At 38.2% G+C, this 12,860-nt stretch carries 8 protein-coding genes; all 8 read left to right on the plus strand.

Annotation, left to right across the window (positions count from 1 at the left end):
- Nucleotides 1–57: 57 nt before the first annotated feature.
- The 8 genes from H8B04_RS00665 to H8B04_RS00700 all read left to right on the plus strand — a co-directional run bounded on the left by H8B04_RS00665 (nt 58) and on the right by H8B04_RS00700 (nt 12,849).
- Nucleotides 58–1,014: a transketolase family protein gene (locus tag H8B04_RS00665; RefSeq protein ID WP_165289932.1), complete on the plus strand. Its 957-nt coding sequence runs from the start codon at nt 58–60 to the stop codon at nt 1,012–1,014.
- Between the two features lie 46 nt (nt 1,015–1,060).
- Complete coding sequence (locus tag H8B04_RS00670; RefSeq protein WP_190301123.1) at nt 1,061–2,983, plus strand: alpha/beta hydrolase-fold protein; 1,923 nt, start codon at nt 1,061–1,063, stop codon at nt 2,981–2,983.
- Between the two features lie 45 nt (nt 2,984–3,028).
- A complete protein-coding gene (locus H8B04_RS00675; RefSeq protein ID WP_190301124.1) occupies nt 3,029–5,482 on the plus strand; it encodes a glycoside hydrolase family 95 protein in 2,454 nt (817 codons plus the stop codon).
- 18 nt (nt 5,483–5,500) lie between these two features.
- Nucleotides 5,501–6,982 carry a xylulokinase gene (locus tag H8B04_RS00680; RefSeq protein ID WP_190301125.1) on the plus strand — a complete coding sequence of 494 codons (1,482 nt, stop codon included), beginning with the start codon at nt 5,501–5,503 and terminating at the stop codon, nt 6,980–6,982.
- Nucleotides 6,983–6,988: 6 nt separating this feature from the next.
- The gene (xylA, locus tag H8B04_RS00685) at nt 6,989–8,317 is read left to right on the plus strand and encodes a xylose isomerase (RefSeq protein ID WP_190301126.1); all 1,329 of its coding nucleotides are present in this window, start codon (nt 6,989–6,991) and stop codon (nt 8,315–8,317) included.
- A 155-nt stretch (nt 8,318–8,472) separates the two neighbouring features.
- A complete protein-coding gene (locus H8B04_RS00690) occupies nt 8,473–10,038 on the plus strand; it encodes a glycoside hydrolase family 43 protein (protein WP_223815185.1) in 1,566 nt (521 codons plus the stop codon).
- Nucleotides 10,039–10,068: 30 nt separating this feature from the next.
- A complete protein-coding gene (locus H8B04_RS00695; protein WP_190301127.1) occupies nt 10,069–11,472 on the plus strand; it encodes a glycoside hydrolase family 43 protein in 1,404 nt (467 codons plus the stop codon).
- A 9-nt stretch (nt 11,473–11,481) separates the two neighbouring features.
- Nucleotides 11,482–12,849, plus strand: coding sequence for a glycoside hydrolase family 43 protein (locus H8B04_RS00700; RefSeq protein ID WP_190301128.1), 1,368 nt, complete (start codon nt 11,482–11,484; stop codon nt 12,847–12,849).
- Nucleotides 12,850–12,860 lie beyond the last annotated feature (11 nt).

Here is a 12,860-nt window from a genome sequence, read left to right on the forward strand (position 1 = left end):
AAGGAATCGTTCCAAAGAGGATATATCACATCAAAAGTCTCACATCTAAATATAAACATGAAAAAATATACATATACAGAATCAAAAGATACAAGATCAGGTTTTGGTGCAGGGCTGCTGGAAGCAGGAAAGCAAGATGAGCGTGTGGTAGCCTTATGTGCAGATTTGGTAGGTTCTTTGAAAATGCAGGATTTTATCAATGCTTTCCCAGAAAGATTTTTTCAGATTGGTATTGCGGAAGCTAATATGATGGGTATAGCAGCTGGTTTGACTATAGGAGGAAAAATTCCTTTTACAGGTACATTTGCAAATTTTTCTACAGGACGTGTGTATGATCAAATCAGACAGTCTATTGCTTACTCCGACAAAAATGTAAAAATAGCGGCATCACACGCAGGTTTGACTTTGGGTGAAGATGGTGCCACACATCAAATATTAGAAGATATCGGATTGATGAAAATGTTGCCTGGAATGACGGTAATCAATCCTTGTGATTTTAATCAAACTAAAGCCGCAACTATTGCCGTAGCAAAATATCATGGTCCAGTATATTTACGTTTTGGCCGCCCTGTAGTGCCAAATTTTACACCCGTAGACCAAACTTTTGAAATAGGAAAGGCAGTTTTATTAAACGAAGGTACAGATGTGACAATTATTGCTACGGGACATTTAGTTTGGGAAGCAATTCAAGCAGGAGAAAAATTGGAGGAAATGGGAATTAATGCTGAAATCATTAATATTCATACAATAAAACCTCTGGATGAAGAAGCTATTTTGGCATCTGTTAAAAAGACAGGGTGTGTGGTGACAGCAGAAGAACATAACCGCTTAGGAGGCTTGGGAGATAGTGTGGCGCAGGTTCTTGTTAAAAATTATTTGGTACCCCAAGAATATGTAGCAGTAGATGATAGTTTTGGTGAATCTGGGACACCTGCGGAATTGATGCAGAAATATGGTTTGGACGCAGAACATATTGTTCAAGCGGTACAACGTGTCATGAGCCGAAAAAAATAAAAACGATTAGAATTATTTAATCATAACCAATTATAAATAATACATCATGCTCAAAAAAATTCTCTTAATGGGACTTGTTTGGATGTTTGTGTCCAATGGTTTCGCTCAGCATGGCAAAGTAGCCCCTTCGGGTTTCGACGTGAAGAAGGAGCTTACTGCATATGGAAAGATCGATACGATAACCTATTCTTCCAAAACAGTAGGGACGAATAGACGTGCATTAGTATATACGCCACCTGGATTTTCTAAATCCAAAAAATATCCTGTGCTGTATCTATTGCATGGTATCGGTGGTGACGAGAAAGAGTGGTTTAATGGTGGTGTACCCCACATTATCCTTGATAATCTGTACGCTGAAGGAAAATTAGAGCCTATGATTGTGGTAATGCCCAATGGGCGTGCGATGAAAGATGACCGCGCTACAGGAAATATTATGGCGCCAGACAAAGTCGAGGCTTTTGCAACTTTCGAAAAGGATTTGTTAAACGATTTGATACCTTTTATTGAGAAGAAATTTCCTGTCAAAAAAGAGCAATCTAGCAGAGCAATTTTTGGTCTTTCTATGGGAGGTGGGCAATCTTTGAACTTCGGGTTGGGCAATTTAGATCATTTTGGATGGGTAGGTGGTTTTTCTTCAGCTCCTAACACGCGTCAAGGAAAACAATTGTTATCAAATCCAGAAGAAGCGAAGAAAAAACTCAAATTACTATGGATTTCTTGTGGTGATCAGGATGGTTTGATTGGAAATAGTAGACGTGTAAGCGATTATTTGAAACAAAATAATGTTCCGCACGTATTTTACCTGGAGCCAGGAGGTCATGATTTCAAGGTTTGGAAGAATGATCTGTATATGATCTCACAATTGTTGTTTAAGGATGTAGACTACAGCAAACTAAACGATCTGAGTCCTATAGGATTTACGCCAGAAACTAATGTGAGAAGAGCAAAGTATCCCCAAGTTTTACCAAATAGTAAAGTACATTTTCAAATCCATGCACCCGAAGTGAATAAGCTTCAAGTGGATCTTGGAAAAAAGTATGATATGACAAAGGATGCAAATGGTAATTGGACTGTCGTAACAGATTCCATCGGTGAAGGAATTCATTATTATTCACTTTTAGTAGATGGTATGGCTATCGCTGATCCTGCAAGCAAAACCTATTATGGAATGGGAAGGATGGCTAGTGGCATAGAAATTCCATTTGCAGGAGGTGATTATTATGCTCTTAAACAAGTTCCGCATGGTGAGGTACGCATTAAGCGTTATTTTTCTCCTGTATTGCGTGAATGGCGTCAATGCTACATTTATGTCCCTGCAGGATATGACAAATCCGCAGAAAGTTATCCTGTTTTATACTTATTACACGGTGGAGGCGAGGACGAAACGGGGTGGGTGAATCAGGGAAAAACTGATTTAATCATGGACAACCTGATTGCAGAGGGTAAAGCAAAACCTATGGTTATTGTCATGATGGATGGAAATATGACTGTACCTGGCGGTGGTGGCGCATTTTCTGAAGCTCCTTTGAAGGTTTTTGATCGTGAGTTGAAAGAAGTTTTGATGCCTTTTATTACTTCAAATTATAAGGTGAAAACGGGTCGCGAAAACACAGCTTTAGCGGGGTTATCTATGGGCGGTATACAAACATTATATGCAGGTGTGAAGGATTCACAATTATTCTCAGCTTTAGGCGTTTTTAGTTCAGGATGGTTTGCCAATCAAAAAGAATTAACCGATCCTCAATATGCTTTCATGAAAGAACATAAAGACGAAATCAACAGAAACATAAAATCATTCTGGATATCTATGGGTGGCAATGAAGATATTGCATATAATAATTGTCAGATAATGATGTCTAAATTTGATGAGTTAGGCATAAAGTACACTTATTCTGAATATCCAGGTGGTCATACTTGGCCAGTATGGAGAAATAATATTTATAAATTTTCTCAAGAGTTATTTAAATAAATTAATTTTATTAGACTCTTTAGGATATACCAAATAAACCAAGTTATGAGACAGCCGATCCTTAGTATTTATTTTTTTTTAGGACTTATATCTTCTTTTTATCTACATGCTCAGACTAAAGATAAAGGAAGTTTGAAGCTACAATACGATACGCCAGCAGACGCTAGAGTCTGGGAACAAGCGTTACCTATTGGTAATGGCCGTTTGGGCGCTATGGTGTATGGTATACCTGACAAAGAAGAATTACAGCTCAACGAAGAAACTATATGGGGCGGTGGTCCTTATCGCAATGATAATCCGAAAGGTGGATCGAATCTGAAGAATATTCAACAATTGGTGTTTGAAGGTAAATCTCCGGAAGCAGATAAATTGATCAATGAGACATTTTTTACCAAAACACATGGTATGCCTTATCAGACTGCAGGCGGTGTGTTATTGAATTTTGAAGATCATAAAAATTTTCAAAATTACTATCGCGAGTTGGATATTGAGCAAGCAAAAGCAACGACCCGATATGTAGTAGATGGTGTTACATACACCAGAGAAGTGATTTCTTCTTTTTCGGATGATGTGATTGTAATGAAAATATCAGCGAGCAAAAAGGGAGCTCTAAATTTTGAGCTGTCTTATAAAAATCCAGCACAACATTCTATTTATGCGAAGGATAATGCTTTGGTTTTGCAAGGTAAAGGCAGTGATCATGAAGGTATCAAAGGTGAGATAGTCTATCATACGTTGAGTTCGGTTAAAAATGTAGATGGTACGGTTGTAATAGACGACTCCAAAATTCAAGTAAAAAATGCAAGTACGGCTGTAGTCTATATTTCCATTGGAACAAACTTTACTAATTATAAGTCTGTCTCAGCGGATGGATATAAGAAAGCTTTGGAAAAATTGAATAAGGCAAAAGCTGCTAAATTCGAAGAATCGTTAGCTAAGCATTCTAAATTATACTATGCACAATTTGGTCGTTTTCAATTGGATTTAGGAAAACATAACGAATCTTCTACAATCTCTACAACCGAAAGAATCAGACAATTTCAGCAAACACAAGATCCAGCTTTAGTCACGCTTTTAACTCAATATGGACGTTATCTGTTGATTTGTTCTTCTCAGCCAGGTGGTCAGCCAGCTAATTTGCAGGGAATTTGGAATAATTCACTAACACCTCCGTGGGATAGTAAGTACACGATTAATATTAACACAGAAATGAATTATTGGCCCGCTGAAGTAACCAATCTTTCGGAAACGCACAAGCCTTTGATTCAGATGACGAAAGAACTTTCCGAATCGGGCAAAGAAACAGCCAAAGTATTATATAATGCAGAAGGTTGGGTAGCTCACCACAATACAGATATTTGGCGCGTAACAAGTCCCATAGATTTTGCGGCAGCAGGAATGTGGCCAACGGGCGGTACTTGGTTGGCACAGCATGTTTGGGAACATTATCTCTACAATGGGGATAAAAAATATTTAAAAGAAGTATATCCAATTCTAAAAAGTGCTAGCGACTTCCTTCTTTCGACATTAATACCTCATCCTAAACATACGGATAAAGGATGGATGGTCTTGTCACCTTCTATTTCTCCAGAACAGGGACCGATGTCTGCAGGTGTAACCATGGATAATCAACTTGTCTACGATATGTTGACGCGTACAACTATTGCTAATGAAATATTAAATGAAGATATCGCTTACCGTGAAAAATTATTAGCCATGGCTAAGCGTATTCCGCCGATGCAAGTCGGTAAATATACGCAACTGCAAGAATGGTTAGAAGATGTAGATGACCCCAAAAATGAACATCGACATGTATCACATTTGTATGGCTTATATCCAAGTAACCAAATATCGGCTTATACTACGCCCGAACTTTTTGAAGCAGCGCGGAATTCATTAGTATATCGAGGTGATTTTGCGACAGGATGGTCCATTGGATGGAAAGTTAATTTGTGGGCGAGATTATTGGATGGAAATCGTGCGTATAAGATCATTAATAATATGCTAACATTAGCAGATAGAGAAAACCGAAATGGTCGTACGTATCCGAATATGTTTACGGCTCATCCGCCATTCCAAATTGATGGAAATTTTGGATTGACTGCGGGTGTAGCTGAAATGCTTGTTCAAAGTCATGACAATGCAGTACATCTTTTGCCTGCATTACCAGATGCATGGAAGAAAGGGTCGGTAAAAGGTTTAATGGCACGGGGAGGATTCGAAATTGACATGCAATGGTCGGATAGTAAGGTGCAAACTGTAAAAGTCCTTTCTAAGATAGGTGGAAACCTGCGTCTTCGTTCTCATGTACCTTTGACTGGAAAAGGATTGAAAGAAGCACATGGTACTAATCCTAATATTTTAAATAATCGTATAGAGGTGCCAAAACCGTTGGTATCACCACAAGCACAGATAAAAGGATCTGATTTGAAAAAAATATATGAATACGATATCCCTACTGTTGCAGGTAAATCCTATTCATTTACAATCGTTAAGTAAGTATTCGAAGGAAAAAATATGTTATTACTCGGAATAGATTTAGGTACGTCCTCTATTAAAGTCTCGGTCATCGATGCGCAGACAAATAAAAAGATAGCTTCGACTCAATATCCGGAGACAGAAGCTGCGATCCTTTCAGAACAGCCGGGTTGGGCTGAGCAAGATCCATCGACCTGGTGGAATTATACAAGATTGGCTATTCAAAAGTTGAATAGTTTAGGTTTGTATAATCCTAAAAATATCGGCGCAATAGGAATTGCTTACCAAATGCATGGACTTGTAGTGGTTGATAAAGATCACCAACCCTTGCGCAATTCTATTATTTGGTGTGATAGCCGCGCGGTAGAAATTGGAAATGCTGCATTTTCAGAATTAAGCCCGACAGGATTTTTGGATGCTCACCTCAATTCGCCAGGGAATTTCACAGCATCAAAATTAGCTTGGGTAAAACAATTTGAACCCGAAACTTATGAGATGGTACACAAATTTATGCTTCCAGGAGATTTCCTGAGCATGTGTTTTACAGGTGAAATTAATTCTAATATCAGCTCCATTTCGGAAGGTATTCTATGGGATTTTAAGAAAAAAGATATATCAGATACCTTACTTAATCATTATGGTATTTCTTCTGATTTAGTACCTGAGATTTTACCAGTGTTTGGAAATTATGGGAAAGTAAAAGCTGAGGTGGCAGAAGAATTGGGACTTTCCACAGAAGCTTTCGTGAGTTATAAAGCAGGTGATCAGCCTAATAATGCCCTGTCTTTGAATGTTTTTGAAGCTGGAGAAGTGGCTGCGACAGCTGGGACTTCAGGCGTGATTTACGCGGTTACAGATCAATTAGTCTATGACAAAGAATCTCGGGTAAACACATTCGCACATGTCACACACGAAAATGAAAAGCCAAATTTGGGTGTTTTGCTGTGTATCAATGGTACGGGAATTCAAAATAGTTGGATCAAGAAAACAACGGCGTCATCCTATGATTACATGCAAATGAATCAACTGGCTGCGGATATTTCTATAGGTGCTGACGGACTAATCATTTTGCCTTTTGGTAATGGCGCTGAGCGTATGCTCAACAACAAAATGGTACTGGGACATATGGAGAATATTGACTTTGTTCGTCATAGTACAGCTCACTTATGGCGAGCGGCACAAGAAGGGATTGCATTCTCCTTCAGATATGGTTTAGATATTTTAAGACAAAATGGTATTGAACCTAAAGTTATCAAAGCGGGACATGCTAATATGTTTTTGAGCCCAATATTTCAACAGTCTTTTGCAGGCGTCACAAATACGCCGGTAGAACTTTATGATAATGATGGTAGTGTCGGTGCAGCATTAGGCGCAGGGCTAGGTGCAAAAATCTTTAAGTCGCGCAGTGAAGCATTTGCAGGATTAGAAAAACACGCAACTGTAGAGCCATCACATGTCACATTGTATGATGAGTTGTACGATAAATGGAAAAATAGCTTAATTAAAAAACTAACAAAATAAGAGAAAATGGAAATTTTATTAGGAAATCAAGAGTATTTCAAAAACATTGGTCAGATCAAATATGAAGGTGTAGAATCCGATAATCCGTTAGCTTTTCGTTGGTATGATGCCAATCGCGTAGTTGCAGGAAAGACTATGGCTGAACATTTTAAGTTTGCTTGTGCCTATTGGCATTCATTTAATGGCAATGGTTCCGATCCTTTTGGCGGACGTACGCAGTTTTTCCCTTGGGATGTGCGTTCGGATGTAGTGGATAGAGCAAAAGATAAGATGGATGCAGCATTTGAGTTTATGACCAAAATGGGACTTCCATATTACTGTTTTCACGATGTAGATTTAATTGATTACAGTGATAATGTAGTAGAGAATGAAAAGAATTTAGATATTATTACTTCCTACGCACAAGAAAAACAACAACAATCAGGAATTAAGTTGCTTTGGGGAACAGCAAATTTATTTAGTCACCATCGTTATATGAATGGTGCTTCTACTAATCCGGATTTTCATGTGGTATCACATGCTGGTGCTCAGGTAAAAGCAGCTATTGATGCGACCATAAAATTAGGTGGACAAAATTATGTGTTCTGGGGTGGACGTGAAGGGTATATGTCACTTTTGAATACAAATATGAAGCGTGAGCAAGATCATTTGGCTCGTTTCTTACATATGGCAAAGGATTATGCACGTAAAAATGGATTTACAGGTACTTTCTTTATCGAACCAAAACCATGTGAGCCTTCGAAACATCAATATGATTACGATGCCGCTACGGTAATTGGTTTCTTACGCAAATACGATTTGTTAGATGACTTCAAATTAAACCTGGAAGTGAATCACGCGACTTTAGCGGGTCATACTTTCCAACATGAGTTGCAAGTAGCTGTAGACGCAGGTTTACTTGGGTCTATCGATGCGAACCGTGGTGATTACCAAAATGGTTGGGATACAGACCAATTTCCAAATGACTTGAATGAATTGACAGAATCCATGTTGATTATTTTAGAAGGTGGAGGCTTACAAGGAGGAGGTGTAAATTTTGATGCCAAAATCCGTCGTAATTCAACGGATCCTGCAGATTTGTTTTATGCACACATCGGTGGAATGGACAATTTTGCTCGTGCATTGGTGATTGCTGATAATATTTTACAAAAATCAGATTACAATAGCATTCGTGCTGCTCGCTACGCAAGCTATGATAGTGGAGCAGGAGCAGATTTTGAAAATGGCGGCTTAACATTGGAAGATTTAAGAAATTATGCTGTTCAAAATGGTGAGCCAAAATTAATTTCAGGTAGACAAGAATACCTTGAAAACCTAATCAATCGCTTTATATAATTACCAAACCAACTCGATAAATAAGTCCTTAATTCTAGCCTCATATAGCACATATTGATAAAATATAGCAATTAATGTTAAAATGGGGTTAGAATTATTATTCATTAGAAAATAAATGTTAAATTGACGTTTATTGTAACCATTTATACTTTTCTATGATGAGAACCTTTGCTAAAGCAGTGGGCATATTATTTGTCTACGTCTTATTTTTCAGTAGCATTATTTTAGGACAGAAAGCCACCAACCCAATCATATTTGCTGATGTACCGGATATGTCTATGATTCGTGTCAATGACACTTATTACATGAGTAGTACGACTATGCATATGAATCCTGGAGTGCCTATTATGAAATCCAAAGATTTAGTGAATTGGCGATTGATAGGCTATTGTCATCATTCATTAGCTGATATGGATGTATTGAATCTTGAAAATGGAAAAAACACATACGGTCGTGGCACATGGGCCAGTAGTATTCGTTATCACAATGGAACATATTACGTAAGCACATTTGCGCAGACTACAGGTAAAACTTATATCTATACCACAAAAGATATTGAAAAAGGAGATTGGAAAGTTCATGAATTTTCACCATCACTGCATGATCATACCTTGTTTTTTGAGAATGATAAAGTGTATATGATTTGGGGTGGAGGAAAGATAAATATTGTAGAATTAAAATCCGATTTGTCTGGTATCAAACCAGAAACCGAACGTGTATTAATAGAGAATGCCACAGCGGTAAGTATGCCTGCTGGAAAACAAGGAGGACTTCCGGCAGAAGGCTCGCAATTATTCAAAGTAAAAGACAAATATTATTTATTCAATATATCTTGGCCTCCAGGCGGCATGCGTACGGTTATCGTGCATAAAGCTGACAAATTAGAGGGACCATATGAAGGACGTGTCGTGTTGCAAGATAAAGGGGTGGCACAAGGCGGTCTTATTGATATGCCAAATGGTAAATGGTATGCTTATTTGTTTCAAGATCATGGAGCGGTAGGTCGAATTCCATTTTTGGTACCGGTGGAATGGAAGGATGGATGGCCAGTATTGGGCATCGATGGAAAAGTTCCTATGGAATTAGATTTACCAGCAAATCAAAGTTTAATTCCCTATATCGTTAGTTCAGATGAATTTAATAGAAATATGGGGGATCCTGATCTGCCTTTAGTATGGCAATGGAATCATAATCCTGCAAATGATTTATGGTCATTGAGTGAACGTACGGGGTATCTACGTCTGAAAACAGGAAGATTAGACACTGATTTCTTACAAGCGCGTAATACATTGACACAACGTACTATAGGTCCTACTTGTGAAGGTACTACATCTTTGGAGGTAACCAATATGAAAGATGGAGATTTTGCAGGCTTATCGCTTTTACAGAAAAACTACGGTTTAGTAGGAGTTCGTGTAGAGGGAAATAAAAAATCAATCGTGATGGTAAATGCGTCTTCAGGAACACCTGAAGAGGTAGCAACAGTTCCTTTTGAACAAGATATAGTTCATTTTAAAGCTGAATGTGATTTTACAAATAGAAAAGATGTAGCAAATTTCTTCTATAGTTTAGATGGTTCAGATTGGAAACCAATCGGCACGACTTTAAAAATGGCGTATACGCTTCCACATTTTATGGGATACCGTTTTGGCTTGTTTAATTTTGCAACCAAAAATATAGGTGGATATGCGGATTTTGATTATTTCCGTATCGACCAATAAAAATAAAGTAACCAATTATAGTTTTCTGTTATGATAAAAAAATGCATTGCAACGGCTTTTTTATGTGGTTATGCTGCACTAAATGTGCTCGCTCAAAATCCTATTGTACAGACCAGTTTTACACCTGATCCAGCACCAATGGTGTACAAAGATCGTGTATATATGTACGTTGGAGATGATATTCCAGGATATGATTTTTATTATATGACCAAATGGAGGTTATTCTCTTCTGCGGACATGGTTAATTGGACAGATCATGGTGTGCCATTGGCTTTGGAAGATTTTTCTTGGGCTATAGACCGTGCCTGGGCAGCACAATGTGTAGAGCGCAATGGAAAATTTTATTGGTATATCTGTGCACAGACGAATCAAAATAATGTCGGAATAGGCGTAGCTGTATCCGATAGTCCAACAGGTCCATTTAAGGACGCAATTGGTAAGCCCTTGATTATGAACGGCAGTTGGTCAAATATTGATCCAACAGTATATGTAGATGATGATGGTCAGGCTTATATGTATTGGGGAAATGGCACTTTATATTATGTCAAATTAAATGAAGACATGATCTCTTATTCCGGAGATATAGTAGAAGTACCCCAATCTATCGAATCTTTTGGCGGTGTAAGACGTCCTAGAGGAAGTGAAAATCAACAACCTCCAGCAGAACCTAATAAAGATATGTTTATTGAAGGACCTTGGTTTTTCAAGCGGAATGGTATTTATTATCAGATGTTTGCAGGAATGGAAAAAGGAACTGAATGTCTTTCTTATTCAATTAGTGATAGCCCAACAGGTCCTTGGAAATATCAAGGTCGTATTATGGTGAATCAACCCACCAACAGTTTTACTAATCATGGAGGCGTAATTGATTATAAAGGTAAATCGTATCTGTTTTATCATACAGGTTTGTTGCCAGGAGGCGGCAGTTATGGACGTTCATCCGCTATTGAAGAATTCAAGTACAATGCCGATGGAACTATTCCTTTGATTAATATTTCCAAAGAAGGAGTTTCTCCTGTGGGTACGATCAATCCCTATGTGTGCAATGAAGCGGAGACTATTGCTTGGGCAGAAAAGTGTAAAACAACACAAGACGATAAAGTTGGAGTATATGTTACGAATACGCGAATTGGCGGATACATAAAGGTAAGAGAGGTAGATTTTGGTAATACTTCACCAAAAACTTTTAAAGCCTCAATGGCTTCTGGATTAGGTGCGGGTATTGTAGAAGTCTATGTGGATAGTATTGGAGGACCAAAAATAGCAACATTGAAAGTTCCTCGCACAGGCGGATGGAATGAATGGAAAACTTTATCCACTACCATAGAATCTCCAGTGACAGGAAAACATGATGTTTATTTTGCTTTCAAAGGTGAAAACCTAACAGCAGGTAGAGAGCTGTACAACTTTGATCATTGGATTTTTGAGAAATAATGTAGCCCAATGAAGGTATTACGTTGGAATATAATTTTAGTCTTATTGTGCTTAGGTTTAATATCGCAGGCTCAAAACCCTATTGTCCAAACGATGTATACGGCCGATCCAGCCCCTCTCGTACATAAGGATACATTGTTTCTTTATGTCGGAAGGGATGAAGCTGAAGCGCCGAAAAATCATTATCTCATGCGTGAGTATCGATTGTTTTCAACTACAGATATGGTGAATTGGACAGATCGCGGTGCAGTATTACGTACTTCTCAAATATCTTGGTCGGTTGGCGATGCCAGTGCTGCTCAAGTTATAGAATGCAATGGAAAATTCTATTGGTATATTTCTACAATGAATAACACGCCCGGCAAAGGAGGTGTATCCATTGGGGTTTTAGTTGCAGATAGTCCAGCTGGTCCTTTCAAAGATCCATTGGGTAAAGCACTTGTGACCAATGATATGACAACGCAGGCTAAGCATGCTTGGGATGATCTGGATCCAACTGTTTACATCGATGACGATGGACAAGCTTATTTATTCTGGGGAAATGGCATTTGTTATTGGGCTAAATTAAATCCCGATATGATTTCTTTAGCGAGTCCAATTCAGGCTATAAATGCAAAAGATAAAGATGTGTTTGGTCCTGGATTCACGGAAGCACCTTGGGTTTACAAACGGAATGATGTGTATTATATGCATTATGCTTCTGGTTTTCCGGAATCGTTACACTATTCTACAGCGAAAAATATTCAAGGTCCTTGGAGTTATCAAGGGGAAGCGATGCCATTGGAAAAGGGTAGTAACACCAATCATCCAGGCGTCATTGATTACAAAGGAAAATCTTACTTTTTTTATCATAATGACGCGCTACCTAACGGACATAGTTATGCAAGATCGGTAGCGGTTGAAGAATTCCAATATCTTCCAGATGGTAAAATGCCGCTATTGAAAATGACAGATAAAGGAATTACTAAAGCTGTAGGTGTGCTCAATCCTTACACAGTGGTGCAAGCAGAAACAATAGCATTTGCTGAAGGTGTGACCGCATACGATGATAAGGATAGAGGAGTAGTGATAGGGGAAATTCATCAAAATGACTACATCAAAGTGAGAGCAGTAGATTTCGGTGAAAAAGGCGCAACAAAATTTAAAGCAACAGCATCCAGTCGATACCATGGAGGTACGATAGAGATTCGCTTAAATAAGATAGATGGTGAATTGATTGGAAATTTACAAATTCCTTATACGGGTGAATGGTCGAATTATGTAACCAAAAGTGTGGAGGTGAAAAAGATAATAGGAGTTCAAGACGTTTATTTCGTATTCAAAGGAGGTTCTCCACATGAGTTATTTAGGTTTGACAGTTGGGAATTCCAACACTAATTATGAATTAA

This window comes from Sphingobacterium litopenaei (assembly GCF_014692495.1).
Lineage (GTDB): Bacteria > Bacteroidota > Bacteroidia > Sphingobacteriales > Sphingobacteriaceae > Sphingobacterium > Sphingobacterium litopenaei.

What these genes read in the sequence shown, in the direction of transcription:
- H8B04_RS00665 (WP_165289932.1), top strand. Translation starts at nt 58, where the DNA reads ATGAAAAAATATACATATACAGAATCAAAAGATACAAGATCAGGTTTT.
- H8B04_RS00670 (WP_190301123.1), top strand. Translation starts at nt 1,061, where the DNA reads ATGCTCAAAAAAATTCTCTTAATGGGACTTGTTTGGATGTTTGTGTCC.
- H8B04_RS00675 (WP_190301124.1), top strand. Translation starts at nt 3,029, where the DNA reads ATGAGACAGCCGATCCTTAGTATTTATTTTTTTTTAGGACTTATATCT.
- H8B04_RS00680 (WP_190301125.1), top strand. Translation starts at nt 5,501, where the DNA reads ATGTTATTACTCGGAATAGATTTAGGTACGTCCTCTATTAAAGTCTCG.
- xylA (WP_190301126.1), top strand. Translation starts at nt 6,989, where the DNA reads ATGGAAATTTTATTAGGAAATCAAGAGTATTTCAAAAACATTGGTCAG.
- H8B04_RS00690 (WP_223815185.1), top strand. Translation starts at nt 8,473, where the DNA reads ATGATGAGAACCTTTGCTAAAGCAGTGGGCATATTATTTGTCTACGTC.
- H8B04_RS00695 (WP_190301127.1), top strand. Translation starts at nt 10,069, where the DNA reads ATGATAAAAAAATGCATTGCAACGGCTTTTTTATGTGGTTATGCTGCA.
- H8B04_RS00700 (WP_190301128.1), top strand. Translation starts at nt 11,482, where the DNA reads ATGAAGGTATTACGTTGGAATATAATTTTAGTCTTATTGTGCTTAGGT.